Origin of the sequence: Vibrio metschnikovii CIP 69.14 (genome assembly GCF_000176155.1) — a bacterium.
Taxonomy (GTDB): domain Bacteria; phylum Pseudomonadota; class Gammaproteobacteria; order Enterobacterales; family Vibrionaceae; genus Vibrio; species Vibrio metschnikovii.
In genome coordinates this window covers 1,314,367-1,340,784 of record NZ_ACZO01000006.1, presented here as the reverse complement: position 1 = coordinate 1,340,784, position 26,418 = coordinate 1,314,367, and the positions used below count along the sequence as shown (strand labels likewise).

Here is a 26,418-nt window from a genome sequence, read left to right as displayed (position 1 = left end):
ATCGATGACCACCACAGACCATGAGCTGATAACTTAACGTTGCTTGGCTATACAGACAGTCAGCTTAGCGATTAGTTCGCCACGATATTGAGCAGTTTGCCCGGTACATAAATGACTTTACGAATGGTTAAACCATCAGTAAATTTCTGTACGTTTTCATCTTGTAGGCCAAGCGCTTCAACCTGCTCTTTGCTGGCATCTGCAGCAACGGTCAATTTACCACGTAATTTACCATTAACTTGCAAGACAACCAGTTTTTGATCTTCGACTAATGCGGTTTCGTCGTAAGTCGGCCACGTTGCTTGGTCAATATCCGCTTCGCCTAGTGCTTGCCACATTTCAAAACAGATGTGTGGTGCGATAGGGTAAAGCATTAAGGTGATGGCTTTTGCCGCTTCATCCAAAATAGCTCGGTCTTGTTCAGATTCTTGTGGCGCTTTAGTGAGCTTATTCATTAGCTCCATGATTGCAGCAATCGCCGTGTTAAAGGTTTGACGACGAGCAATATCATCGGTCACTTTAGCAATGGTTTTATGCACATCACGACGCAGCGCTTTTTGGTCGGCATTTAAGGTATCGCTTTGTACCGCAACCGCAGCGCCTTTAGCGGTATGTTCAGCGACGAGCTTCCATACCCGTCTTAGGAAGCGGTTCGCTCCTTCAACACCAGACTCTTGCCACTCCAATGTCATATCGGCAGGCGAAGCGAACATCATAAATAAGCGTACTGTATCTGCACCGTATTTATCGACCATCTCTTGCGGGTCAATGCCGTTATTTTTTGACTTAGACATTTTGATCATGCCTGAGTGTTCAACTTGACGACCTTGATGATCAACCGCTGAAATAATGCGACCTTTTCCGTCACGTTCCACTTTAACGTCGGTGGGAGAAATCCACTCTTTAGTGCCTTTCTCATTGCTATGATAGAAAGCGTCAGCTAATACCATGCCTTGGCAAAGCAATTGTTTGAATGGCTCGTCGGAGGTGACATAACCAGCATCACGCAATAGCTTATGGAAAAAGCGTGAGTAGAGTAGATGCATACAAGCGTGTTCAATACCACCAATGTATTGATCAACCGGTAGCCAGTAGTTGGCTTTAGCTGGGTCTAAAATATCATCTGCTTGTGGTGAGCAGTAACGTGCGTAATACCAAGAAGATTCCATAAAGGTATCAAAAGTATCGGTTTCACGCAGTGCTGGTTGACCATTAAATGTAGTTTCAGCCCACGTTTTATCGGCTTTAATCGGACTGGTTACACCATCCATTGTGACATCTTCAGGCAGGATCACTGGTAATTGGTCGGCAGGAACGGGATGAACTTGACCATCTTCAGTGGTGACCATTGGGATGGGTGCACCCCAGTAGCGCTGACGAGAAACGCCCCAGTCACGTAGACGGAAGTTAACGGTCTTTTTACCTTTACCTAGCGCTTCGAGTTTTGCTGAAATGGCATCAAAAGCCGCTTGGAAAGTTAGGTCGTCGAATTCACCAGAATCAAACAGTACGCCTTTTTCTGTATAAGCTTGCTGGCTGATATCTAACTCGCTGCCATCTTCAGGCTTAATCACCGGGATGATATCTAAGCCGTATTTGGTGGCAAATTCGTAATCGCGTTGGTCGTGTGCCGGAACGGCCATTACCGCACCAGTACCATAGTGCATTAGTACGAAGTTCGCGACATAGATAGGCATTTCTCGGCCATTTAAAGGATGGATAGCCGTCAGGCCCGTCGCCATGCCTTTTTTCTCCATCGTCGCGAGTTCGGCTTCGGCAACTTTAGTGTTTTTACACTCTTCAATAAAGGCCGCAAGTTGCGGATTATTGGCAGCGGCTTGAACCGCGAGCGGGTGAGCGGCGGCAATACCCACATAGGTAACCCCCATCAGCGTGTCTGGGCGAGTCGTATAGACTTCAAGGTCTTGCGCCTGATCTTTAACTTGGAAGCTCAGTTCTACCCCTTCAGAGCGGCCGATCCAGTTACGCTGCATGGTTTTAACCATTTCTGGCCAGCCGTCCAGGTTATCTAAATCATCGAGCAATTCTTGCGCGTAAGCGGTGATCTTAATAAACCACTGTGGGATCTCTTTTTGCTCAACAGGCGTATCACAGCGCCAGCAGCAGCCGTCTTCCACTTGTTCGTTGGCGAGTACGGTTTGGTCATTAGGACACCAGTTTACTGAGGAGGTTTTCTTATAAACCAACCCTTTTTCGTACAGTTTGGTGAAAAACTCTTGTTCCCAACGGTAGTATTCAGGACGGCAAGTAGCGAATTCACGGCTCCAGTCATAACCAAAGCCCAGTAATTTGAGCTGGTTTTTCATGTATTGGATATTTTCGTAAGTCCATGGTGCTGGCGCTGTTTTATTTTTAACTGCAGCATTCTCGGCCGGTAAGCCAAACGCATCCCAACCAATCGGTTGCATGACGTTTTTACCTTGTAAACGTTGGAAGCGAGAAACGACGTCACCAATCGTGTAGTTACGTACGTGGCCCATGTGCAGTCGACCGCTTGGATAAGGAAACATCGAAAGACAGTAGAATTTTTCTTTATTTGGGTCTTCACTTACAACAAAGGTTTTATTGTTGTCCCAGTGCTGTTGAACTTTCTGTTCAATATCTTGCGGGTTATATTGATCTTGCATCGATGACATCCGGTTATCTTGGAATTTGTGAGTTCGGTTCGAACAGGTACTAATAGATCAACATAGAATACCTAAAGCAGCACAGCACAACAATAGCCAATCCGACTGAACGAGGTGACTTATGCGAAAACAGAAAGCAGGTTATGAGGCGTTAGTAGAAGAAGTGCTCGAAACGTTGAAACAAAGTCCAGAAGAGTTAGAGCATATTTTAGACACGTCGGGTAAGGTCGTGGCGGCGGCCAATGACCTGACTCAAGATGAATTAGCGCTGATTTCGGCTTATGTTAAAGCTGATTTAAAAGCCTTTTCTGAACAATATGAGCAGAGTAAAACGGGGCCATTTTATTTAATGATTACGAATTCTATCTGGCAAGGGCTGTTGGATATTACGGATAAAACTAAAGTAGAGTGGGTGGAGCTACTTCAAGATCTTGAGCACCAAGGTGTTTATCAAGCCGGGGAAATGATTGGCTTGGGGATCTTAGTTTGCGAAAGTTGCAATCATAAGGTTGAGTACAATCACCCGACAGAAATTGTTCCTTGTCTGCGCTGCGGCCATAAATTATTTAGCCGTCAGCCTTTGCAGCCTTAGCAAAAATCAAGAGGTCGAACCCCAAGCGCGATATGGCGCTTGAGGATAGAGTAATTGTTAATGCCGGTTTTAAGATCGGCGAATCGTGACCAGCCCTATGGTAAGGCTAGCAATAACCCATAAATAGAGTGGCCAGCTCCCTAGTCGATGATAGGGCGTCTGTCCACGAGTCGGAATGATCTCGGCTCTTAACACTGCCGTTTCGAATTGCGGGATTTGATGCGTGATTCGGCCATAATGATCGGTGATCGCGGTGACTCCGTTATTTGTCGAACGAATCAGAGGCTTACCAAGTTCTAAGGCGCGCATACGGGCAATTTCCATGTGCTGTAATGGGCCAATCGAGTGACCAAACCAAGCGTCATTCGATAAGGTCAGCAAAAAATCGGTTTGTTCGGTGACATTGACACGAAGTTGTTCATTAAAGATGATTTCGTAACATAGCGCGGGGGCGAAGGCGAATCCTTTAGCGATGATATTCGGTTGAATATAATCTCCCCGACTAAACGAAGACATGGGTAGATTAAACAAGGGTGCTAGTGGTCTTAGCCACGCTTCAAAGGGTACAAACTCACCAAACGGCAACAAGTGATGTTTGTGATAGCGTTGCGTCACATCGTAGCGATATTCTGTATGTTCCGTCTCACCTAACGCTAAAATACTATTAAAATAATGCCCCTGTTGATCATGGTTTAAGATACCGGTGATGACCGCGCTCTGGTTCATTTGTGCGGCTGAATCTAAATTGCTAAGAAATGACCCAATTTCTACTTCAAAAGCAGGGATGGCGGCTTCTGGCCAAATAATAATATCGGCATCCCAATTTTCACGGCTCAGATCGGTATATTTCATGATAGTGGGCCAGCGTTGGTTGGGGTGCCATTTTAAAGATTGTTGAACATTTCCTTGGATAATCGCTACGCTAGTGGCTCGTTCTGGTTGCGGTATCACCCATTGAACCGAACGAAGTGCGAAACCGATGATGAAAATACCGATAGGCAGCAGTAAGTAGCGCCAAGCTTTGTTTTGCCAAGCATAAGCGCATGAACCAGCACAGATCATCAGTAATAATGTTAATAGCTCAACACCCGCCAAAGGAGCGAAAGAGGCCAACGGCCCGTCGATCTGGCTATAGCCAAGCCATAGCCAGGGGAATCCGGTCATTACCCAGCCGCGTAACCAATCACTGATCAGCCACAGGGCGGGAACGGCGAAGAGAAAACGTGACCAATGAGTGGTTGAGAAAAAACGATTAAGAGCCCAAGCAAATAGGCCGTTATACAGGGCGAGATAGGCAACAAGTAACAACATCAGTAGCAAGCCAGCAATTTTCGGCATGCCTCCGAAGGTATCAATACTGACGTATACCCAACTGATCCCAACACCAAATTGGCCAAGTCCCCAGCCATAACCGAGCAGTGCAGCTTGTTTGGGCGTTTTCTTCTCAATAAGCAGCAATAAAGCTAAAGGGCTGAGAATGGCGATCGGCCAGATCTGATAAGGGGCAAAGGCTAATGTGGTCAGCGCGCCAAAAAAAACAGCCAAGATAGGCTGTAAGCGGCGTGAAATAACATCTTTCATCCAGTCATGCTCTCATTAAGTGATTCGGGCAGAGATAGCCTGAGTCAGCATCGTTACCTTTAAGTTTGACGCGAATCGTCAGCGTTATGTTGATGATTCGCGTCAAGGTTCAATGGTAGTGATTCGATAATCACTGTGACTGGCGGTTCTCGATAACGAGCTACTCTTCCATGGTTTCTGGAAGTGCTTGTAAATCAGGAATGGTGACTTGCAGTTGGACGACTCTTCGACTGTCAGCGGCAGTGACTTTAAAGTTATAGCCGCCGATATCAATCACCTCTCCACGAGAAGGTAAATGGCCAAAGGCCGTCATCACCAAACCGCCAACCGTATCGACTTCTTCATCGCTAAACGAAGTACCAAACGTTTCGTTAAACGATTCTATGGTCGTTAACGCTTTCACGGCGTAGGTATGTTTACTTAATTTACGAATATCCAGTTGCTCTTCATCATCGAATTCATCCTCGATATCTCCGACAATTTCTTCGAGAATATCTTCAATCGTGACTAGACCGGATACACCGCCAAACTCATCTACGACAATCGCCATATGATAACGTTCCTCACGGAACTCTTTTAATAGGCGATCAACGCGTTTACTCTCAGGGACCACCACGGCAGGTCGAATGACTTCTTCGATATTAAATGGGGCGCTGCTTGAGCCTAAGTATTTGAGTAAGTCCTTCGCAAGAAGTATGCCTTCGACATGGTCTTTATCTTCACTGATAACAGGATAGCGGGAGTGTTGAGCATCGGTAATGATCGCAATCAGCGTATCCATATCATGGGTGCGTTCAACGGTCACCATCTGTGAGCGGGGGATCATGATATCCCGTACTCTCATCTCCGCAATTTCCATCACGCCTTCAAGCATGTCGCGTGTGTCGTGATCGATAAGGTCATTGATTTCTGAGTCTCTGATCACATCAACCAGGTCTTGACGGTCTTTAGGATCCGTTTGAAACAGTTGACCTAGGCGTTCAAAGAAGGACTTTCTACTCGGACCTTCAGATTTTTCTTTTTTTCCTTCGGTCGAATAGGGCGAGTTATCGTCGTTCATTATTTCTCTTATTGGTAACGCTATCAGATGTGTGATAGCTCACATGTAAGCTTATACGCGATGAATCGGTTCCCGACTAACCAAGCGGTGCAGTGGTTGTTACCTTAATGCTAATGGTTAACCTACAGCGCTGAGTTAATGGGGCGTATTGGCTTAGTTTTTCTCCGCTAAATATGGGTCATCAAAGCCCATGTTTTGCATGATTTCTGTCTCAAGGGCTTCCATCTCGTCCGCTTCTTGATCATCAATATGGTCATAACCTAGCAGATGAAGAGTGCCATGTACAACCATATGCGCCCAATGAGCCATCAAAGGCTTCTCTTGTTCAAGCGCTTCTTGCTCAACGACTTGTCGACAAATGACTAAATCACCCAGTAGATCCAGCTCAATTTCCGCTGGGGCTTCAAATGGAAAAGATAGCACATTCGTCGGTTTATCTTTGCCACGGTAGTTTAAATTTAGCTGATGACTCTCCGCTTGATCAACAATACGAATGGTGACTTCGGCTTGAGATTGAAAAGGCGTTACTGCGGCGCTAAACCAGATCAGGAAATCGTCAAAGCTAGGCAGGCCTTGCTCATCTTCAACTGCAATTTGTAAGTCTAGTTCGATAGACATGACTAATGAGATTCCTCAATGTTCGATGTTGCTGCTGGCGTCATATTCGTGTGTTCACGTTCTTCACGACGACGTTGCTCATTGATTTTACGCTGTTTTTGGTCTTCAGCTTCCCATTTTTCATAAGCATTAACGATACGAGCAACGACTGGATGACGAACTACATCGTCAGCTAAGAAAAAGTTAAAGCTAATTTCATCAACCTCATTGAGTACTTCAATCGCATGGCGTAATCCAGAGCGAGCACCACGGGGTAAATCTATTTGTGTTACGTCACCAGTGATCACCGCGCGTGAGTTAAAACCGATGCGGGTCAGGAACATTTTCATCTGTTCTACGGTGGTGTTCTGGCTTTCATCAAGGATGATAAATGCATCATTTAGCGTGCGTCCACGCATATACGCCAGTGGCGCGACTTCGATAACATTACGCTCAATGAGTTTTTCAACGCGTTCAAAACCGAGCATTTCAAACAGAGCGTCATAGAGTGGACGTAAGTAGGGATCAACTTTTTGACTTAAATCGCCGGGTAAAAAGCCCAGTTTTTCCCCCGCTTCTACCGCTGGTCGGGTGAGAAGGATGCGTCGCACTTCTTGTCGTTCTAGAGCATCAACCGCGGCAGCTACCGCCAAATAGGTTTTACCCGTACCCGCTGGACCAATCCCAAAGGTAATGTCGTGGGTGACCATATTCACTAAATACTGAGCCTGGTTTGGTGTCCGAGGCTTAATCACGCCTTTTTTGGTTTTAATGAAGACTTCTTTACCATAAGCGATGGAAGATTCGTGATTTTGTTCGAGTACGCCTGCTTCTTTGATCGCAAGATGAATACGCTCAGGTTCAATATCAGCAATGTTGCCCTGCAGAGGGGCTGTGTCTACGTATAACGTTTTGATGATTTCTAAGGCGGCAGCGGCGGTATGAGGTTTACCGACAATAGTAAAAAAATTGCTACGATGGTTGATTTCTACACCGAGACGGCGCTCAAGATGCTTGATGTTGTCATCAAAAGGACCGCAAAGGCTGGCTAAGCGGCGATTGTCGGAAGGGTCGAGAGTGATCTCTAAGGTAACGATTTTATTGCTCAAATTGGCCTCTCAATAAATCATGATGGCGTAGCCGATGGTGACCGGCTAGCCATGGAATGTTGTGACCAAAAGCGTCAATCTTCCTCACACGTCATTATGAGGGGGACTTACCCCATATTATGGCGTGAAAGAAGCAACGCCTAAGGCATCTTCTCGGCGCGTTCTTGCCATCATTTGTGAAGGCGAAATAACGACGCGTAGGTTCATTTCCGACTCAGTACGGATCAGTTCACCACGTAGGGAGTTGGAGAAGACATCAACAATCTTCACATCAACGAATTGACCAATCAGATCGGGTGAGCCTTCAAAGTTGACGACACGGTTATTCTCAGTGCGTCCGCGCAGTTCCATCAAGTTTTTCTTTGATGGACCTTCGACTAAAATACGCTGTTCAGTATCAAGCATCAAACGAGAATAGCGCATCGCTTGGCTATTAATTTGTTGCTGAAGTTCATATAGGCGCTCTTTTTTCGTCTCTTCCGATACATCACAAGGATAATCGGCGGCTGGCGTACCCGGGCGAGGTGAGAAAATAAAGCTAAAGCTCATATCAAAATCAACGTCTCTGATCAGTTTCATCGTGGCTTGGAAATCATTATCCGATTCGCCTGGGAAACCAACAATAAAGTCAGAGCTGATTTGAATGTCCGGACGTGCTTTACGCAGTTTACGGATGATCGATTTATATTCGATCGCCGTGTGTGGGCGCTTCATCATGGTTAAGATGCGATCACTGCCACTTTGTACAGGAAGATGCAAGAAGCTCACTAGCTCCGGCGTATCTTCGTATACCGCGATGATGTCATCAGTAAATTCTAGCGGGTGACTGGTCGTAAAGCGAATACGGTCAATACCATCGATTGAAGCCACTAAACGTAATAGTTCAGCAAATGAGCAGATGGTCCCATCGTGCATTGGTCCACGATAAGCATTGACGTTTTGCCCTAGTAGGTTGACTTCACGCACGCCTTGAGCGGCCAATTGTGCTATTTCATATAACACATCATCCATTGGACGGCTCACTTCCTCACCACGCGTATAAGGTACGACGCAGTAAGTACAATATTTTGAGCAGCCTTCCATGATGGAGACAAAAGCGGTAGGGCCTTCTGCTTTAGGTTCAGGTAAGCGATCGAATTTCTCGATTTCAGGGAAAGAGATATCCATCACTGGTGCATCAGTCGATTGTGATTGCTTGATCATTTCAGGCAAGCGGTGCAAGGTTTGTGGGCCAAAAATCACATCAACAAACGGGGCACGCTCACGAATATGATCGCCTTCTTGGGTTGCTACACAGCCGCCCACACCAATTACGACACCTGGTTTTTTGTCTTTAAGATTTTTCCAACGCCCGAGTTGATGGAAGACCTTCTCTTGGGCTTTTTCCCGGATTGAACAGGTATTAAGTAGAAGTACGTCTGCTTCCTCTGGCTCTTCAGTTAGCTCATAACCATTTGCCGCGTTGAGCAAATCGGCCATTTTCGATGAATCGTATTCGTTCATCTGACAGCCCCAGGTTTTAATTAGCAGTTTCTTACTCATCTCACTTTCGCTCGTTCAATAGTTTGTTCAAATAAGGATCCGCCATCACGACGGTAGCGGCGTATTGTACTGCTTTCGTTTGTGACTGACTAGGGTTAGAAATAAATTATAACCGTTGCTGTTACTGGGTTTTCACCCTGTTTTATACAAGGTTTTAGGACAAATATGTTCGCAAAAAAAAACTCACTCCGTACAATGGACCCAGAAAGAGAGTAACCCAAAAGGGTCAAGCATGAATAATTTTGATGTTGTTGTGGTCGGTGGTGGAATGGTCGGTGCCGCCGCTGCTTTAGGCTTTGCAAAACAAGGGCGACGAGTGGCGCTAGTCGAAGGCTATGCTCCGCAGCCATTTTCGCCAGAGCAACCGATGGATGTGCGTATTTCGGCCATCTCGCAAACCTCTGTTGATTTATTACAATCCTTAGGCGCTTGGTCGGCAATTGCAGAAATGCGTCTCTGTCCTTATCGTCGTTTAGAAACTTGGGAGCACCCAGAGTGTCGCACTCGTTTTTCGAGTGACTCTTTAGGATTAGCGCAACTGGGTTTTATGGTTGAAAATCGAATCCTTCAATTGGGGTTATGGGAGCAGTTTGCACTTTATCCAAATCTGACGCTATTTTGCCCCGATCAACTCAATCATATTAATTTTAGTACTGAACTCAAAACGATCACTTTGCAATCGGGTGAGGTTTTGCATAGCCAATGGATTATTGGTGCGGATGGCGCTCAGTCACAAGTGAGAAAAATGGCGCAAATTGGCATCACGGCTTGGGATTATCGCCAACACTGTATGTTGATCAATGTTGTGACGGAAAAACCACAACAAGACATTACTTGGCAACAGTTTTTTCCTTCTGGACCCCGATCGTTTTTACCGTTAACCGGTCATCAGGCTTCATTGGTATGGTATGACTCACCACAGCGAATTAAGCAACTGGCGAATTTATCATTAAGTCAACTTAGAGAAGAGATCCTTAACCATTTTCCACAAGAGCTTGGTGATATTGAGGTGTTGCAGCATGGTCATTTTCCATTAACTCGTCGTCATGCTCAATGTTATGTCAAGCAGGGATGTATTTTAGTCGGCGATGCCGCGCACACGATTAATCCTCTTGCAGGGCAGGGGGTGAATCTCGGTTTTAAAGATGTTTCCGTATTATTAGCGGTAACAAAAGACGTTTCAGTGTTTGCTGATACGCATTTTTCACAGTATCAGTGTCAGCGTCGCCCTGATAACTTGTTGATGCAAACTGGCATGGATGTATTTTATAAAACCTTCAGTAACGATAAATTACCTTTAAAAGTAATGCGTAATGCTTTATTAAAAGGGGCGGATTATACGGGGCCGATCAAGCAGCAGGTATTACGTTACGCGCTTGGTTTGTAAGTGGATAGGATAGCGAGCCACAAAATAAAAACGCTGCCATGATGGCAGCGTTTCGTTTCAAGTCTTGAGTGTAAGTTAGCGATAAGTCGCTTACTTAGTTACACGAAGAACGGGAGTTTCACCAACCGTTACAGAACCTGACAACTTGCTCAGTTCTTTAATCTCATCCATGTTAGAGATAACAACCGGAGTCAGTGTTGATTTGGCTTTTTCTTCTAGCAAAGCAAGATCGAATTCAATAATTGTGTCGCCCACTTTTACTGATTGACCTTCCTGAGCGATACGCTTAAAGCCTTCGCCTTTCAATTCAACGGTATCAATACCGAAGTGAACAAACAGCTCAACGCCATCGTCAGATTCAATAGAGAATGCGTGATTCGTTTCGAAGATTTTACCGATAGTCCCGTTTACTGGAGCAACCATTTTGTTACCCGTAGGTTTAATTGCAATACCATCACCAACGATTTTCTCGGCAAACACGACATCTGGCACATCTTCAATGTTTACAATTTCACCAGAAAGCGGTGCAATAATTTCAATTGCACTTGCGTCAGCGCTGTCATCAGAGACTAGCTTTTTAAGTTTGTCAAACAGACCCATTGTGTCATGCTCCTAACGTTTCAAATTTATTCTATACCAGTATAGTATACCAATCCCAAACAATAGACGACTATTTTTATATCCTTCAAGGAGTTTGCTGATCGTCACCTATTGTAGGGGGCTGATGGCTTATTGGCACTTCTCTGCGATGAATTTTTCTACACACGCTTCAATTTCAGCGGCGGTCGGTAATGACAACGCATGTTCTGCCATGGCTTTGACTTCTGCAAAATTGGTGTTACGAATCACTTTTTTTACTTTAGGGATAGAAATACCACTCATCGAGAATTCATCTAATCCCATACCAAGTAATAGTAGTGTCGCGCGCTCATCTCCTGCAAGCTCACCACACATTCCGGTCCATTTTCCTGCAGCGTGAGAAGCATCAATCACTTGTTTAATCACCGTTAAAACCGCTGGTGATAATGGGTTGTACAAGTGAGAAATCATTTCGTTACCGCGGTCTACCGCTAGGGTATATTGGGTCAAGTCGTTGGTGCCAATCGAGAAGAAGGCCACTTCTTTCGCCAAATGATGAGCGATCGCTGCTGCTGCTGGTGTCTCCACCATTACACCAATTTCGATGTTTTCGTCGAATGCTAGCCCTTCGCTGCGTAGCTCAGCTTTGTACTCTTCAATGGCATTTTTCAGCTCACGAATTTCTTCAACTGAAATGATCATTGGGAACATGATGCGCAATGTGCCGTGTGCCGATGCACGTAAAATACCACGCAACTGATCGCGCAGAATATCACGGCGATCTAAGCTAATACGGATTGCACGCCAACCCAAAAATGGGTTCATTTCTTTTGGTAAATCCATGTAAGGTAAATCTTTGTCACCACCAATATCCATAGTACGGATAATGACCGATTGGCCTTTCATCGCTTCGGCAACTTGCTTATAAGCTTGATACTGCTCTTCTTCAGTTGGTAGGGCGTCACGGTCCATAAATAAGAACTCGGTACGATACAGACCAACACCTTCTCCGCCGTTACGAATGATGCCATCGCAATCTTTTACGGTACCAATGTTACCGCACACTTCAACACTATGCCCATCAAGGGTTTGTGCTGGGAGATCTTTTAATTTGGCAAGTTCTTCTTTTTCAGCAAAGAAGTCGCGCTGTACTTGTTTGGCTTGCTCAAGTTCAGCTTCGGTTGGATTGACAAAAATTTTGTTATTAATTGCGTCGATGACCAGCATGTCACCATTTTTTACTTGTTTGGTAATGTCATTAGTACCAACAATCGCAGGCAGTTCTAGAGAGCGTGCCATGATTGAGGTATGTGAGGTGCGGCCACCAATGTCACAAGCAAAGCCAAGCACATAATCAAGGTTGATTTGTGCCGTTTCTGAAGGCGTTAGATCGTAAGCAACCAAGATAACTTTTTGATTAATATCACTGAGTGATACGATATTAATGCCTAATGCATTTTTTACAAAGCGGGTACCGATATCACGAATATCCGTTGCACGCTCTTTCAAATATTCATCATCGAGCGATTCAAGGGCAGCGGCTTGCTCTTCAATCACCGTATAAATCGCGTTATCTGCTGATAATTTATCATTTTTGATGAGGGCTAAAATTTCGTCTTCTAGCTCTTCATCTTCCAGTAGCATGATATGGCCTTCGAAGATGGCCTCTTTCTCTTCACCAAAGGTCTCAAGCGCTTTTTGTTTAATAACAGTGAGCTGCGCGGATGATTTTGCGCGTGCGTCGTAAAAACGCTCAATTTCTGCTGCTACATCTGCGTCTGAGATGGTGTTTGTGTTTAGGACTATTTCATCTTCTTGAAGTAGTAGTGCTTTACCGATAGCAATACCTGGAGATGCTAGGATGCCTGAAATCATAGCCTTACCTTAAATTGGTCAACTGTAAACGGGAGAATATGGACGATGTGCCAACAATAACATTTAGCTTATTGTTGGTCATATTTCAAATAAGGCCACTTTGTCGTTTAAACAAAATGACCTTTATCTAAAATAGAGAGCGTCGATTAGTGAAGTTGGTCCATTAGGGCAACTAGATGGTCAACGGCTTCTTTCGCTTGAGGGCCTTCAGCCGAGATAGAGACCACTGTGCCTTTAACTAGGCCAAGGGTTTGTAGTTTAAATAAGCTTTTAGCACTGGCGCTTTTACCGTTTGAAGTGACAGTAATATCTGCATCGAACGCTTTTGCTTCTTTAACAAACTGTGCAGCTGGACGAGTATGAAGACCGTTTTCTGCAGTGATTTCTACTTGCTTCTCGTACATGTGTTATACCCCAATTAATGTAGTTTTTGTAAGTTGTTCACTTAGATAAGCTTAACCTTAACTGCCCATTTCTGCTAGCGGAGTAACGGGATTTTCGTGGTAGCGCTTATTTCAGTTTAAAACAATCAATGGCTGAGGTAGAGTTTTACCAAAAATCAGCCTTGACTTTAATCTTGCCTGCTTCTTTATTTTGAAGCTAGAAATAAAACATCCCGATATTACCAAAGGTGGGGCAAGGATCAACAAAAAAGCCCCTGCATGGGGCTTTTTTGAACGAAAATTTGATTTAATCACCTATTACTGTTGGTTTTCTTTCTCAGTAAAAATACCGGCAAAGAGCGCCGTGCTTAGGTAACGTTCACCTGAGCTTGGTAGCACAGTGACAATGGTTTTTCCAGCAAATTCAGGAAGTTCAGCGAGGCGATTAGCGGCGACAACCGCAGCACCTGAAGATATTCCGGCTAAAATCCCTTCTTCTTCCATTAAGCGGCGAGCCATATCGATGGCTTCATCAGACGTCACGGTTTCTACACGGTCAATCAGTTCTAAATCTAGGTTGCCTGGAATAAATCCTGCTCCAATGCCTTGGATTTTGTGTGGCGCAGGTTTAATTTCTTCTCCTGCCAAAGCTTGGCTGATCACTGGTGATTCGGCAGGTTCTACGGCGACAGAAATGATCGCTTTACCTTTTTCACCCTTAATATAACGGCTTGTTCCGGTGAGAGTACCACCAGTACCCACCCCAGCAACGAAGACATCAATTTGACCATCGGTGGCTTCCCAGATCTCAGGGCCTGTGGTTTTTTCGTGAATAGCAGGGTTGGCCGGGTTATCGAATTGCTGAAGCAGTAAGTATTTACTTGGGTTGCTGGCGACGATTTCTTCTGCTTTGGCAATAGCGCCTTTCATGCCTTTTGCTGCTTCAGTCAATTCAAGGTTAGCACCAAGCGCTTTGAGTAGTTTACGACGCTCAAGACTCATCGACTCTGGCATAGTTAAGGTCAGTTTATAACCACGGGCTGCAGCCACAAAGGCCAAAGCGACGCCAGTATTGCCACTGGTTGGCTCGACTAGCTCAATTCCTTCTTTTAACTTGCCTTGCTTTTCTGCTTCCCAAATCATGTTAGCGCCAATACGACATTTAACACTGAAGCTTGGGTTACGTGCTTCAATTTTGGCTAATACACGGCCGTTACTGACTTTGTTTAGGCGAACCAGAGGAGTGTTACCGATAGTCAGAGAGTTGTCTTCGTAAATTTTACTCATTGTGCTGTCCCTTTATTACGCATAGATCAATCGTTGATGCGTTGCTACAAATTGGTTGATACTGGTCAAGAATAGAGATTCGATAGAAAAGTAAAAGGATTAAAAAGTTATAACTTATTAGTGATTTATTAGATGGCTTTATTCTCTTCGCTTATAGACTGATGTGATTCATTACCTAGATAGCTGAGCTACTTGGCGGACATCGTCTTGCTGGCAGATGCCGAGTGATTGGTGTGGGAATATTTAAACTCACCAACCCACATGGCGGTGGCTCCGCATACTGCAATTGGCATAATAAAAAGATTAACGACAGGAATCGTGGTTAACAGCGCGACTATCATGCCAAAGCCGTAAGTTTTACCTGGTTTTTGTTTTAACTGGTTTCGCATCACTTTAAAGTCAACTTTATGGTTATCAAAGGAATAATCACAATATTGGATGGCGAGTATCCAAGCGGTGAATAAAAACCAGACGATGGGCCCTAGTGTTTGCCCCAAGCCGGGGATGAGTAACAGTAGAAATAATCCTAGTGCTCGGGGAATAACGTAAAAAAGCTTTTGTCCCTCACGAAGAAGAATGCGTGGCGTATCCTTGAGTACAGAGAATAAGCTGAGATCGCTTTCGATTTTTCCGGTTATTTTTTGCTCGACTTTTTCGGCCAATAGGCCATGAAAAGGCGAAGCAATAAAATTAGCTAGCGTGCTGAAAAAATAGGAAAAGGTACCGAGGATAGTGATAGTGAGCAATGGCCAAAGCAGATAATATAGCCAAGATAAAAAACTAGGTAGAGCGTCAAGCCACTGGGTTATCCAATCGTTAAGATGGGTGAAAAGATAATACAAAGCCGTTCCAATCAGCAGCACGTTGATCATCAAAGGAAGTAAAGTAAAACGACGGATGCCTGGTGAAAAAGCCAGATGAACACCATCAAAAAAATAATCTAATCCAGAGCGTGTGGGCATGGTCTCTTCCGAAATGAACGCAAAAAAACAGAATTTAGAGTGTAACTGAAGCTTACAATAATAAAAATGCGCCTGTAGACGTAACTTCTAACATTAAGTTGTTCTAAATCAGGGGTAACTTTTGGTAAAGTAACCTTATAGTTTGATACACCCCACCTTGGCAGACGTTCAACATAGGCGTTAGAGCTCGGAACATCAACACCGAAACACTGAGAGTTTAAGATGCAGGAATTGCGATTCGTACTCATTATTGTTGGCGGGCTAGCGATAGCCGCTTTATTGTTTCATGGTCTTTGGACCAGTAAAAAAGAAGGTAAGTCGAAGTTCGGCGATAAGCCGCTCGGGCGTATCAATGTTGAACATCAAGATAAGAGGGCCGCAAAAGAGGCGAAGGTGACGTCAACTGACGAAGTGACTCGCCCTGATCGTCGAGAGCCTGATTTTGGTTTAACTGGTCATGATATTGACCCTCTAATTGCTGATTATGATTTGCAAGACAGTGGCGATGCAACACAACAAATCGTTCCTAAACATGATCTCGATACAGCAGCGCCAGAACCGAGCGTTAAATTAAAGGCTGACGCTATTTCAGAAGAAAGTCGTATCGAAACGTCGATGGTTGAACCGCAACCTGAATCTATTACTCCGGCTCAAACTGAAACACCTGAAGAAGAGCCTGAAATGCAGGTGATTGTGCTTAATGTACACTGTGCAGGTGCTGAGCCTTTTGTTGGTAGCAAGTTATTTGACAGCTTTCAGCAAAATGGGTTGTTGTATGGTGAACTGGATATCTACCATCGTCATGCTGATTTATCAGGAACGGGTAAAGTGTTATTTAGCGTGGCTAATATGTTACAGCCGGGGACATTAAAACATGACGATCCCGCTGAATTTACCACCAAAGGCATCTCTTTCTTTATGACCTTGCCTTGTTACGGTGACGCTGAGCAGAATTTCAAGTTGATGCTTAAAACGGCTCAACAAATTGCCGATGATATGGGCGCTAATGTTTTGGATGATGCACGTAACCTGATGACACCCAATCGGCTAGCTGAGTATCGTAAGCAAATTCAACAGTTCAAACTTAAACAGCAGTAATTAACACCTCATAAGGCTCCGACCGGAGCCTTTTTTCATGATCCGAGAGAATACCAATGCAACACGTAGAGCAAAGATTACAAGAGTTACGGCAAATCCTGAATGAACATGCGATACGTTATTACGTGGAAGACGCCCCGACCATTCCTGATGCTGAATACGATCGGTTGATGAGGGAGTTATTAGAAATTGAAGCGCAATATCCACAATGGGTAAGTGAAGATTCGCCTAGTCAGCGTGTTGGTGGGGCACCATTATCGAGTTTCGAATCAGTCACTCATGAACGACCGATGTTATCGTTAGATAATGCCTTTGCTGATAGTGAGTTGGATAGCTTCTTTCGTCGTATCGGTGAGCGAGTTGCTGCCACTCAGCACGCTCGCTTTTGTTGTGAGCCTAAATTGGATGGGTTAGCAGTTAGTCTATTGTATATCGATGGTCGATTGACTCAAGCTGCGACCCGTGGTGATGGCACGACAGGTGAGAATATCACTGAAAATGTACGTACCATCAAATCGATCCCGCTTAAACTCTCGGGAACTGGATGGCCTTCAAGGATTGAAGTTCGAGGTGAAGTGTTTATGCCCAAAGAGGGTTTTGAGCGGATGAATGCTCAAGCACTGAAAAAAGGTCAAAAGGTGTTTGTTAACCCACGTAATGCGGCCGCTGGGAGTTTGCGTCAACTTGATTCTCGTATTACGGCTAAGCGCCCTTTAGCGTTTTATGCTTATAGTGTCGGAGTGGTCGAAGGTGCTGAGTTATCGACCAGTCATTATGACCGTTTTTTACAGTTAAAAAGCTGGGGGCTTCCGGTTAGCCCTGAGACGCAGCGGGTAGAAAACGCTCAGCAAGTTAAAGATTACTATCAAACGATTATGGCAAAACGAGCTGACTTGCCTTACGAAATTGATGGTGTGGTGATTAAAGTTGATGATATTGCACTGCAAGAGAAATTAGGATTTGTCGCTCGCGCCCCTCGCTGGGCGATTGCTTATAAGTTCCCAGCTCAAGAGGAAATGACTCGTTTAAATGAGGTTGAATTTCAAGTGGGAAGAACCGGAGCCATCACGCCTGTTGCTAAGCTAGAACCGATATTTGTCGGAGGTGTGACGGTCAGCAATGCGACGTTACATAACGCTGATGAGATCGAGCGATTAGGCGTTATGGTTGGCGACACGGTAATTATTCGCCGTGCTGGTGATGTTATCCCACAAATTGTTTCAGTGGTATTGGAACGTCGTCCTCAAGAAGCTCAACCGATAATTTTCCCTAGTCACTGTCCAGTTTGTCAATCTGATGTTGAACGCGTCGAGGGCGAAGCTGTTGCTCGCTGTACTGGCGGCTTAGTGTGTCAAGCGCAACGCAAAGAAGCGTTAAAGCACTTTGTATCACGTAAAGCAATGGATGTAGACGGTTTAGGCGATAAAGTGATTGAGCAGCTCGTTGAGCGGGAAATGGTCGAAACACCAGCCGATTTATTTAAGCTCAGAGCAGGAGAGCTAACGGTATTAGATAGAATGGGCCCTAAGTCGGCTCAAAATATCACTCAGGCACTAATTAACGCTAAGCGTACGACCTTAGCCCGATTCTTATATGCCCTAGGTATCCGTGAAGTTGGCGAAGCAACAGCAATGAATCTGGCTCAACATTTTTGTACTTTGGAAGCAATTAGCCAAGCCTCTATTGAGCAGTTGATTGGAGTTCAAGATGTCGGAATGATCGTTGCGAGTCATGTGCATGCTTTCTTTAGTCAGGAAAAGAACCAACGTGTTGTGCAAGAATTGAGAGATTTAGGCGTAACTTGGCCTGATATTGAGCCTCAAGATGTAGCAAAGCCACAGCCACTGGCTGGAAAAACGGTGGTATTGACGGGCTCTCTGGTTCAATTATCACGTACTGAAGCCAAGGCGGCTTTACAAAGCTTAGGTGCCAAAGTGACCGGTAGTGTATCAAAAAATACCGATATGCTGTTTGCGGGCGAAGCGGCAGGATCTAAATTAGTTAAGGCTCAAGAGCTGGGAATCGAGATATTTTCTGAGCAAGATTTGTTGGATCTCCTCTCCTAACGATTTTAAATGCTAACCAAAACCCTTAACCAGTGATCAATGGTTAAGGGTTTTTTATTGCTAGAAAATAACTTAGCTAAATAGAGGGAAGGAGTGAAATGGCTTGTAATTAATTTGTCACTTTCTATTTTTGATCAATGCGACTCACTTCAATTATTGAATTTTTAATTTTAAATAAGATATTGTTATATAACGATTTTTATTGCTTTATTGTTGAGTGTGTTAATTATTCGATCTTGATCACTTACTCGCTTAAAATTTGTTATGGCTCATATTTTTTTAGTTAAAAATTAAGATCTGATTGATGTTTTACCTTATCCAGATAGTCTTAATGCATGGATACACAACGTGTATGCAGATAGTGATGAGAGATAGTACTTATTCTCATACAAGGAAAAGCTTTCTCCCTTCGGCGGCCAACTTTTGGGGGAAAACATAAAAACAGCTATATCCATTTTTAGGAGTTTTCCATGGACAAATATTTTAAACCTTCCTTAGTCGGTGCAGCCGTTGCAACAATGCTTGCATCTGGTATTGCATTCAATGTTTCTGCAGCAGATAACTACGAGGTCTATGGTGTTATCGCATTACAAGCCGCTTACCGAGATTACGATGCTGGTAATAAAGAAACCGATGATAAGTTAGGAGGCTCTCAGCTTAATAATGAATCTCGAATTGGTTTCCGTGGCGAGAAAGACTTCAAAAACATTGAATCAACTTTTATTTGGCAAATTGAAGCTGGATATGTTGACCCATCCTTCTCTGATCCTGGCTCTGAACTAGGTGCTCGTGATACGTTTGTAGGTTTTAAACACGATAGTTATGGTACTGTTCGTTTAGGCCGAGTCTTGTCACCTCTTTACGAATTGGTGGATTGGCCAGCATCTAACCCTGGTTTAGGTGATGTATACGACTGGGGTGGGGCTATCGGTGGAACTAAGCATCAAGACCGTGCTTCAAATACGATTCGTTGGGATACGCCAACATTTGCAGATAGCCTATCTTTTAATTTAGCGTATGGTATGGCTGGTAAAGATGGAGCGCAGAAAGGCGATGGTAAAGATTATTGGATAGGTGCCGCTGCGCATTATAAAGTATCTGTCTTCCAATTTGATTTAGCTTATGAAGGTAACCGTGACGTAGCTAAAGAGAGCACTGAATGGGATAACGACGCCTATCTATTTGGTGTTCAAGGATGGTTTGATAATGGACTTTCCTTCTATGCACAATATAAGATGATGGAAGCGAAACCTGCCGCTGGTGATAAAGAGAAACAAAATGCGTATTCAGCAGGCTTGGCTTATACGACTGGCGATTGGCAGTTTAAGTTAGGTTATGCTAAAAATGATGAGCTTAAAGTTGGTGGTAGTAAGCTAAAAGGTTCGGATGATGATGTACTGTCTGTACAAGCGCTGTATTTTGTAGATCCATCAGCGGTGCTTTATGCCCGTGCTCGTACTCTTGATTTTGGTGATTCATACAAAGGTCGTTGGAAATCAGCAGATTATGATGAGTACTCTGTCGGTGTAGAATATTATTTCTAAACGAAGTTAGATTATTGAGTTGTAGAGTAAAGGCGAGCTTTGGCTCGCCATTTCATTTTAAGGACGTTCTATGAAAGTTTTACCTATCAGTTTACTTATTTCATTATTGAGTATTTCGTTTAGCGGATATGCGGTTATTAATATTAACTTTGACCGTGATATTCAATTGTTAGCGGTGAATGGTGAATCGGAAGGTGTGAATTTTGGACATCGTTCCGAATTGACTTTAGATCCGGGTGAACACCAGTTACTTGTACGAACTGAGCGAATTATTCAGATGTCTGGTAAGCAAAATAAATATAAATCCCCACTGATGGTATTAAAAGTCTCTGGTGATTCTGGTGTTGTCAACTTAACGTCGGCAATGACTATTCGCGATGAAAGTAATGCCAGAGAATTTGATCGTCGTCCCAGCTTAAATATAGAGGTTACTCAAGGTGATCTTGTTATTGACCAAGATTTTATTCCTGGTCGTTCATTTGCTTTCATGGGAGATTACACCAAACAACTTCGTCAATTTAATCGAACGGAGAGTAAAGCTGCGATAAATGATGTATCAATGCGCAGCTTTACTACACATCCTACAGCGTTGGTAAAAGACGTGCCAATTAATAAAGATAAATTAAAAGCGATTCAAAAAATTTATCTTGAGCTGGATGAAAACCAGCAGAAATCTTTCTTATCATGGGCAGTAAGCCAATAATTAAAAATATGATGAATATTAGCCAAATTGCTAAATTAACAGGACTAAGTGCTAAATCGATTCGGTTATATGAAGAGAAAGGTCTGATCACTGTGCCATTACGATCTACAAGTGGTTACCGAACTTACACACCACAGCATGTCGATGATTTGTTATTAATTGCTCGCTGTCGGCGAGTAGGTTTTAGTCTGGATGAGTGTAAAGCCATGCTCACACTCGCCAATGATCCACTGCGCACGCGCGCAGCAGTGCGTGCGCGAGCACAAGAAAAGTTGCAGGAAGTATCGAGTAAACTGAACGAACTCAGCTTGATTAAGCAGCAGCTTGAAGAGTGGATTGCATCTTGCCCTGGTGATGAAGGGCATGATTGTCCGATCATTAAAGAATTGAAGGGTTGTTGTAAAGATGTAGACGATAAGGCCTGATAGATTCTCATCGTTTTTCTACTGTCTACTTCTGACTGAAGCTACAGCAGCGTTAGTTACGTAGATTTACCTTAATCATACATTCATAGAGTGAGTGAGAGCTATCCTTCACTCTCACTCAAGGCAAGTGCTTATTTTTCTAAAGGTTGATAAGGTTTAATTTTAAGCGTAATCCCATCAAGCGCGATAACCTCTACCATAGATTCAGCGGCAATATCTTGATCACTGATCGCTGACCACGTGCTATCCCCCAGTTGTAATCGAGTGACGACTTGCGCTTTTACGGGTTCAGTGAGCAATAGTCGCCGTCCAATTAACTGTTTCTCTTTCTGATTTAGCGAGCGTTGAGCATCGTCATATCGATCCGATTTAAATTGGCGACGCCACCAGAGCCAAGTTGTTAATAGTACAAAGCTGGCAAACGCCATCCACTGCAACTGCCATCCCATTGGGATGAGCAGCATAATCAGACCAACTAAAAGAGCAGATAGGCCAAGCCATAAGAAGTAGCCTGCAGTTCCTAACAGTTCAACGGCTAATAAGGCCAGCCCGAAGGCTAACCAATGCCAGTAATTAAATTGAGCGAGCCATTCAATCAAGCGTTATCCCTTTTTATCTGCTGAATGTTTGAACATTTCTGCGACCCCAGCAATAGAACCCATCAAGCCCGTTGCTTCAAGTGGCAGCATAATGATTTTGCTGTTTTCTGCTTGGCCGATAGATTTTAAAGCGTCGGTATAGCCTTGAGCAATAAAATAGTTAACGGCTTGCATATCCCCTTTAGCAATGGCTTCAGAAACCATGCTAGTGGCCTTAGCTTCCGCTTCTGCGGCGCGTTCACGAGCCTCTGCTTGTAAAATTGCCGCTTGCTTATCACCTTCGGCTTTAAGGATCTCGGACTGTTTTTGGCCTTCAGCACGTAAAATTTGTGCTTGGCGAACGCCTTCCGCTTCCAAGACTTCTGCGCGTTTATTCCGCTCGGCTTTCATCTGCGCATTCATCGCAGCCGTCAGATCGGCAGGGGGTTGAACGTCTTTGATTTCAATACGAGTGATTTTTACGCCCCAAGGATTGGTCGCTTGGTCAAGGATGGTCAGTAATTTTGTGTTGATCATATCCCGTTGACTGAGCATTTCATCCAGCTCCATTGAGCCAAGCACTGTACGCATATTGGTTAATGTCAGGTTACGAATGGCGTGTTCCAAATCCGTGACTTCATAAGCGGCTTTCGCCGCGTCAATGACTTGCACAAAACACACCGCATCGATGACGACGCTGGCATTGTCTTTGCTGATCACTTCTTGCGCGGGAATATCAAGCACCCGTTCCATCATATTGATACGGCTTCCAACTTTATCAACAAATGGAACAATGATGTTTAAGCCGGGGCGGAGTGTGTGGGTGTAACGACCGAAACGTTCTACCGTCCAGTTGTTACCTTGAGTGACGGTTTTTACTGCCGACATAATAAATACAATGGCGACGAAGACAAACACGCCGATTGTAATCAATGAATCAATAGCCATGACGTTCCCTTTGAGTAATAGACCTTATGACAACGCTTTACGTTGTTTAGGTACCAATAAAAAATCCAAAAATCATTGTGTATCAGAACGCCTGAATAGGCAATCATCAGCATGAAAAACTGAGGGCTAATGAGAATTTATCGTTGAATAATGACAGGGAAAAAAATGAAGGGTAATACGCAGGACAAAAGAGAGAAACCACATCACAAATTCAACGCTACCTTTTAGCTAAGATAGCGTTGTGAGTCAGTTGGAGATTAATAGAGCTGAGAGTAAAGTTGTCGGCGATAACGCGCGGCGATAGGATTCCCCTGACCTAATGCGCTTAAAATATCCATAAACGTTTTTTTCATTTCTCCATCTAATAGCGTTAGATCATCCTGTAGAAAGCGCCAGAGTAGTTCTAGGGCATCTTCATCACGTTGCACTTGATGGTATTGAGAGGCCAATTCATTAGCAATAGTCGCATTGGTACTATCTTGCGCTAACGCTTCTTCTAGCTCTTTAATCGCTGGGCTTTCTGCGGCTTGTTCATACAATTCAATTTGTGCCAACAAACGTTTGTAATCGCTTTGCTGATATTGCATAGGTACGGTATCTAACAGCGTTTTGGCTTCGGCAAAACGACGAGTGGCAATAAAGCAGTCCGCTAATGCTAGCTTAACTTCACCTTGGCTTTGCCAAGTTTCACTGAGCTCAAGGAGTAACGGTAACGCCTGCGTATAGTCTTGCTGCTTAACGAGTTGTAATGCAGTTTGAACGGTACGCTCTTCTTGGCTAGGTAAGTGTTTATCGAGCATATCGATGATGGTACTGAGTGGTTGCGGCCCACCTAATCCATCCACCGGTTGACCATTAATAAATAATGCAATGGTTGGTAATGCCTGAATACCAAACTGAGCAGCGAGAGCTTGCTCTTGTTGACAATTTAACGTCGCTAATTGAAAGGCACCAGCGTATTGCTGAGCGAGTTGTTGCAATTCAGGAAGTAGTTGAGCACTTTCATCACTGATGGGGGCCCAAAAGTAAAACAGCACGGGTTGCTGAGCTGAGTTGGCCAATATTTCCTGAAAATTGTGTTGAGACACATCACTATGATGAGTTGGGTGCATGATCATTCCTTATTGCATTGAGGCATTGTTACACAAATGGGGGATAAAAAAGCAAAACTCAAGGCTGATTGATGACTTGAAAGAGAAAGCGTCTCTCACACACGCATAAAAAAACCACCGAAGTGGTTTTTCCGTTAAAGCAAGCAAAGGTGCTAAAAAAGGATCAGCAGTGCCAAAACAACCGTGACACCGAGCCAATTCCATTGATTTAATGTCATTTGGGTCATACTCAATGCCTTCCTTGGATGATGGCAGCAGAGAGTACCAGCCTATCACCTAGGATATATTTAGAAGGATATATCCCTTCCTACTTGAAGCCGCTGGGGTGTTGGCTATGTTTGTTCACCCCAATCATAGAGTCTATCTATGCTCATGGGGACTCACTCACTTGCCACCTACCTGCAACTCCAAGTTGTTTGGGTATACCCAGTGTTTGGTGTTGTACCATGATTGATATCTTATTTCGTGATATCACCTGAGCATGATCAGTATGGCAAACCAATATGACGAATCAATGACAGCTACGCCGCTTTGCTGAGCAATTTATCTAATACTCGTCCAGGTAAGAGTCTTTTCAAGAGTGCAAACACTTTCGTTGGTACGGTCACTCGGTAGCGAAGCTTGGGGTGTTTGGCTTCTAAAGCATGCAATATCGGCGCTAAACACGCTTCAGCAGGCAGAGCAAAAGGATGGTTTGATTGTGCATTTTTCAAGCGGGCTAACTGAGTTTGATAAGCTTGGTGGTGAAGAGAATGCTCAATGTTGATCCAGCGTTTAAAGGCGGTTAATGCATTAGCTCGAAACTCAGTGTTAATCGGCCCTGGTTCAAGCAAACTAATATGAATATTGCTCGCTTGGAGCTCTAAACGCAACGTATCTGTCCATCCTTCAATCGCAAATTTAGACGCATTGTAAGCACCACGATATTTCATCGCAGCAAAGCCTAAAATGGAGCTGTTTTGAATGATTCGTCCATACCCTTGTTGACGAAAGTGCGGAAGCAATAAGGTTGTTAATGTATGCCAGCCAAAAAAATTAGTTTCAAATTGAGCGCGTAATGCTGCGGTTGATAAGTCTTCTAGCGCGCCAGGTTGCCCATAAGCGCCATTATTAAATAGAGCGTAAAGTTGATGATTTGAAAGCTCGAGCGCCTCGTTTACTCCCTGATGAATACTCCGTTCATCGCTGAGATCCAACTGAATACAAGTCAACCCTTCTTGCTGTAAGCGCTTGACATCATCGATGTGCCGGCAAGAAGCAATGACATGATAGCCGCGTTGTTTTAGGGCTAGTGCTGCCATATAGCCAATACCTGTTGAGCAACCTGTGATAAGGATCGAGCGAGTCATAATGAATCCAATTAATGGTGATGTGATAATAGCTGTTTTAACGCCGGTTCAAGTCGTGAAAAATTAAATTGAAAGCCTAACTCTGTCAATTTCTTTGGTTTCGCACGCAAGCTATCAAACAGTAATTCACTCGCCTCACCAAGCAGCAGTTTGATCGCCCATCGTGGAGTGGTTAATAAATGAGGCTTTCGGAGGCTCGCGGCGAGAGTTTGACTAAAGACAGCATTGGTAACGGGGTGTGGGGCACACATATTGAAAGCGCCTTGAGCATGTTCGGTTTCCAGCAGAAAAACGATTGCCCGTACCATATCACTAATGTGGATCCACGGCATATACTGGGTACCACGGCCAATTGGCCCGCCTAATCCTAGGCGATAGGGAGGGAGCATTTTCTTTAATGCACCGCCTTCAGGCGATAAGACGATTCCTGTTCGCATCAAGCAAACTCGCGTTCTGGATGATTGAGCGCGCATCGCTGTTTGTTCCCAAACGGCACAAATGTGATGAGAAAATTGTTGGCTTTGCACTTGCAAACTTTCGTCGAAGGGATGCTCGTGTTGATCGCCATAATACCCCACTGCAGAGCCACTAAGAAAAAGTGTTGGCGGTGTGGTACTCGCATGGATCAATTCAACCAACTGCTCGGTTAACTGCCAACGACTTTGGCAAATGCGCTGCTTTTGTTTGCCAGTCCAGCGTTTATCGGCGATGGGTTCTCCTGCTAAATTAATCACCGCATCGAAGCGATTAAGATCATGCAATTGATTAATATCACTAATGAACGAGATTTTAGTGTTAGCGTGGGCAAGTTTCCGCTGTGCCTTAGCGATATCTCGTGTGAGGATGACGATATCGTGAGTGATTAATTGTTTGATCAGCTCACGACCAATTAAACCAGTGGCACCAGTGATAAAAATGTTCATTTTGCCTCCTTGCATGGGTAATGTATTAAGCAAACAAACGCTTAATCAGCTTATGTGTATCTCTCTTGGT

The 26,418-nt window shown here is 44.2% G+C and carries 23 protein-coding genes; 7 read left to right on the top strand and 16 right to left on the bottom strand.

The features are described 5' to 3' along the window. Positions 1-71: 71 nt before the first annotated feature. The gene (gene leuS / locus VIB_RS09440) at positions 72-2,648 is read right to left on the bottom strand and encodes a leucine--tRNA ligase (RefSeq protein ID WP_004395720.1); all 2,577 of its coding nucleotides are present in this window, start codon (positions 2,646-2,648) and stop codon (positions 72-74) included. Positions 2,649-2,769: 121 nt separating this feature from the next. Between leuS and VIB_RS09435 the strand changes: the two genes are divergently transcribed. Beyond that, entirely contained in the window at positions 2,770-3,240 is a 471-nt protein-coding gene (locus VIB_RS09435; RefSeq protein WP_004395719.1) for a zinc ribbon-containing protein, read from the top strand. 69 nt (positions 3,241-3,309) lie between these two features. On the opposite strand, the gene lnt is transcribed toward VIB_RS09435, so the two are convergent. The 5 genes from lnt to miaB form a co-directional block, all read right to left on the bottom strand. After that, positions 3,310-4,821, bottom strand: a complete 1,512-nt coding sequence (gene lnt / locus VIB_RS09430) for an apolipoprotein N-acyltransferase (protein WP_004395718.1) — start codon at positions 4,819-4,821, stop codon at positions 3,310-3,312. A gap of 160 nt (positions 4,822-4,981) precedes the next feature. Then, positions 4,982-5,881, bottom strand: a complete 900-nt coding sequence (gene corC / locus VIB_RS09425; RefSeq protein WP_004395717.1) for a CNNM family magnesium/cobalt transport protein CorC — start codon at positions 5,879-5,881, stop codon at positions 4,982-4,984. 153 nt (positions 5,882-6,034) lie between these two features. After that, positions 6,035-6,499, bottom strand: a complete 465-nt coding sequence (gene ybeY / locus VIB_RS09420; protein WP_004395716.1) for an rRNA maturation RNase YbeY — start codon at positions 6,497-6,499, stop codon at positions 6,035-6,037. 2 nt (positions 6,500-6,501) lie between these two features. Next, positions 6,502-7,587 carry a PhoH family protein gene (locus VIB_RS09415; protein ID WP_004395715.1) on the bottom strand — a complete coding sequence of 362 codons (1,086 nt, stop codon included), beginning with the start codon at positions 7,585-7,587 and terminating at the stop codon, positions 6,502-6,504. A 117-nt stretch (positions 7,588-7,704) separates the two neighbouring features. Then, positions 7,705-9,129: a tRNA (N6-isopentenyl adenosine(37)-C2)-methylthiotransferase MiaB gene (miaB, locus tag VIB_RS09410; RefSeq protein ID WP_004395714.1), complete on the bottom strand. Its 1,425-nt coding sequence runs from the start codon at positions 9,127-9,129 to the stop codon at positions 7,705-7,707. A 232-nt stretch (positions 9,130-9,361) separates the two neighbouring features. On the opposite strand from miaB, the gene VIB_RS09405 reads away from it, so the two are divergent. Then, positions 9,362-10,516: a 2-octaprenyl-3-methyl-6-methoxy-1,4-benzoquinol hydroxylase gene (locus VIB_RS09405; protein ID WP_004395713.1), complete on the top strand. Its 1,155-nt coding sequence runs from the start codon at positions 9,362-9,364 to the stop codon at positions 10,514-10,516. Positions 10,517-10,606: 90 nt separating this feature from the next. On the opposite strand, the gene crr is transcribed toward VIB_RS09405, so the two are convergent. The 5 genes from crr to cysZ form a co-directional block, all read right to left on the bottom strand. After that, positions 10,607-11,116 carry a PTS glucose transporter subunit IIA gene (gene crr, locus VIB_RS09400; protein WP_004395712.1) on the bottom strand — a complete coding sequence of 170 codons (510 nt, stop codon included), beginning with the start codon at positions 11,114-11,116 and terminating at the stop codon, positions 10,607-10,609. 129 nt (positions 11,117-11,245) lie between these two features. Further along, entirely contained in the window at positions 11,246-12,970 is a 1,725-nt protein-coding gene (gene ptsI / locus VIB_RS09395) for a phosphoenolpyruvate-protein phosphotransferase PtsI (protein ID WP_004395711.1), read from the bottom strand. 146 nt (positions 12,971-13,116) lie between these two features. Then, on the bottom strand, positions 13,117-13,374 hold the full coding sequence (locus VIB_RS09390) for an HPr family phosphocarrier protein (RefSeq protein ID WP_004395710.1): 258 nt from the start codon (positions 13,372-13,374) through the stop codon (positions 13,117-13,119). A gap of 297 nt (positions 13,375-13,671) precedes the next feature. After that, positions 13,672-14,640: a cysteine synthase A gene (gene cysK, locus VIB_RS09385; RefSeq protein WP_004395708.1), complete on the bottom strand. Its 969-nt coding sequence runs from the start codon at positions 14,638-14,640 to the stop codon at positions 13,672-13,674. 188 nt (positions 14,641-14,828) lie between these two features. After that, entirely contained in the window at positions 14,829-15,602 is a 774-nt protein-coding gene (gene cysZ, locus VIB_RS09380) for a sulfate transporter CysZ (protein WP_004395707.1), read from the bottom strand. Positions 15,603-15,824: 222 nt separating this feature from the next. Here cysZ and zipA point away from each other — a divergent pair, with 222 nt between their 5' ends. The 5 genes from zipA (at position 15,825) to cueR (ending at position 21,438) form a co-directional block, all read left to right on the top strand. Next, positions 15,825-16,700: a cell division protein ZipA gene (zipA, locus tag VIB_RS09375; RefSeq protein WP_040904556.1), complete on the top strand. Its 876-nt coding sequence runs from the start codon at positions 15,825-15,827 to the stop codon at positions 16,698-16,700. Positions 16,701-16,756: 56 nt separating this feature from the next. Next, positions 16,757-18,766, top strand: coding sequence for an NAD-dependent DNA ligase LigA (gene ligA, locus VIB_RS09370; protein WP_040904554.1), 2,010 nt, complete (start codon positions 16,757-16,759; stop codon positions 18,764-18,766). A 470-nt stretch (positions 18,767-19,236) separates the two neighbouring features. After that, positions 19,237-20,310 (top strand): porin, encoded by a 1,074-nt coding sequence (locus VIB_RS09365; RefSeq protein ID WP_004395704.1) that lies wholly within the window; start codon positions 19,237-19,239, stop codon positions 20,308-20,310. Positions 20,311-20,380: 70 nt separating this feature from the next. After that, the gene (locus VIB_RS09360) at positions 20,381-21,013 is read left to right on the top strand and encodes a DUF2057 family protein (protein ID WP_004395703.1); all 633 of its coding nucleotides are present in this window, start codon (positions 20,381-20,383) and stop codon (positions 21,011-21,013) included. Between the two features lie 11 nt (positions 21,014-21,024). Beyond that, positions 21,025-21,438 (top strand): Cu(I)-responsive transcriptional regulator, encoded by a 414-nt coding sequence (cueR, locus tag VIB_RS09355; protein ID WP_040904886.1) that lies wholly within the window; start codon positions 21,025-21,027, stop codon positions 21,436-21,438. A 131-nt stretch (positions 21,439-21,569) separates the two neighbouring features. Here the strand turns inward: cueR and VIB_RS09350 are convergent, their stop codons facing one another. The 5 genes from VIB_RS09350 to VIB_RS09330 all read right to left on the bottom strand — a co-directional run bounded on the left by VIB_RS09350 (position 21,570) and on the right by VIB_RS09330 (position 26,348). Continuing rightward, positions 21,570-22,037, bottom strand: a complete 468-nt coding sequence (locus VIB_RS09350) for an NfeD family protein (RefSeq protein WP_040904551.1) — start codon at positions 22,035-22,037, stop codon at positions 21,570-21,572. A 3-nt stretch (positions 22,038-22,040) separates the two neighbouring features. Further along, positions 22,041-22,964 carry an SPFH domain-containing protein gene (locus VIB_RS09345; RefSeq protein ID WP_004395700.1) on the bottom strand — a complete coding sequence of 308 codons (924 nt, stop codon included), beginning with the start codon at positions 22,962-22,964 and terminating at the stop codon, positions 22,041-22,043. A gap of 257 nt (positions 22,965-23,221) precedes the next feature. Then, positions 23,222-24,076: a co-chaperone YbbN gene (locus VIB_RS09340; protein WP_040904547.1), complete on the bottom strand. Its 855-nt coding sequence runs from the start codon at positions 24,074-24,076 to the stop codon at positions 23,222-23,224. Positions 24,077-24,597: 521 nt separating this feature from the next. Then, on the bottom strand, positions 24,598-25,425 hold the full coding sequence (locus VIB_RS09335; RefSeq protein WP_004395698.1) for an SDR family oxidoreductase: 828 nt from the start codon (positions 25,423-25,425) through the stop codon (positions 24,598-24,600). An 11-nt stretch (positions 25,426-25,436) separates the two neighbouring features. Next, positions 25,437-26,348, bottom strand: coding sequence for a TIGR01777 family oxidoreductase (locus VIB_RS09330; RefSeq protein WP_004395697.1), 912 nt, complete (start codon positions 26,346-26,348; stop codon positions 25,437-25,439). Positions 26,349-26,418 lie beyond the last annotated feature (70 nt).

Coding starts and splice junctions, on each gene's coding strand:
- leuS (WP_004395720.1), bottom strand. CDS start 2,648: ATGCAAGATCAATATAACCCGCAAGATATTGAACAGAAAGTTCAACAG.
- VIB_RS09435 (WP_004395719.1), top strand. CDS start 2,770: ATGCGAAAACAGAAAGCAGGTTATGAGGCGTTAGTAGAAGAAGTGCTC.
- lnt (WP_004395718.1), bottom strand. CDS start 4,821: ATGAAAGATGTTATTTCACGCCGCTTACAGCCTATCTTGGCTGTTTTT.
- corC (WP_004395717.1), bottom strand. CDS start 5,881: ATGAACGACGATAACTCGCCCTATTCGACCGAAGGAAAAAAAGAAAAA.
- ybeY (WP_004395716.1), bottom strand. CDS start 6,499: ATGTCTATCGAACTAGACTTACAAATTGCAGTTGAAGATGAGCAAGGC.
- miaB (WP_004395714.1), bottom strand. CDS start 9,129: ATGAGTAAGAAACTGCTAATTAAAACCTGGGGCTGTCAGATGAACGAA.
- VIB_RS09405 (WP_004395713.1), top strand. CDS start 9,362: ATGAATAATTTTGATGTTGTTGTGGTCGGTGGTGGAATGGTCGGTGCC.
- crr (WP_004395712.1), bottom strand. CDS start 11,116: ATGGGTCTGTTTGACAAACTTAAAAAGCTAGTCTCTGATGACAGCGCT.
- ptsI (WP_004395711.1), bottom strand. CDS start 12,970: ATGATTTCAGGCATCCTAGCATCTCCAGGTATTGCTATCGGTAAAGCA.
- VIB_RS09390 (WP_004395710.1), bottom strand. CDS start 13,374: ATGTACGAGAAGCAAGTAGAAATCACTGCAGAAAACGGTCTTCATACT.
- cysK (WP_004395708.1), bottom strand. CDS start 14,640: ATGAGTAAAATTTACGAAGACAACTCTCTGACTATCGGTAACACTCCT.
- cysZ (WP_004395707.1), bottom strand. CDS start 15,602: ATGCCCACACGCTCTGGATTAGATTATTTTTTTGATGGTGTTCATCTG.
- zipA (WP_040904556.1), top strand. CDS start 15,825: ATGCAGGAATTGCGATTCGTACTCATTATTGTTGGCGGGCTAGCGATA.
- ligA (WP_040904554.1), top strand. CDS start 16,757: ATGCAACACGTAGAGCAAAGATTACAAGAGTTACGGCAAATCCTGAAT.
- VIB_RS09365 (WP_004395704.1), top strand. CDS start 19,237: ATGGACAAATATTTTAAACCTTCCTTAGTCGGTGCAGCCGTTGCAACA.
- VIB_RS09360 (WP_004395703.1), top strand. CDS start 20,381: ATGAAAGTTTTACCTATCAGTTTACTTATTTCATTATTGAGTATTTCG.
- cueR (WP_040904886.1), top strand. CDS start 21,025: ATGAATATTAGCCAAATTGCTAAATTAACAGGACTAAGTGCTAAATCG.
- VIB_RS09345 (WP_004395700.1), bottom strand. CDS start 22,964: ATGGCTATTGATTCATTGATTACAATCGGCGTGTTTGTCTTCGTCGCC.
- VIB_RS09340 (WP_040904547.1), bottom strand. CDS start 24,076: ATGCACCCAACTCATCATAGTGATGTGTCTCAACACAATTTTCAGGAA.
- VIB_RS09335 (WP_004395698.1), bottom strand. CDS start 25,425: ATGACTCGCTCGATCCTTATCACAGGTTGCTCAACAGGTATTGGCTAT.
- VIB_RS09330 (WP_004395697.1), bottom strand. CDS start 26,348: ATGAACATTTTTATCACTGGTGCCACTGGTTTAATTGGTCGTGAGCTG.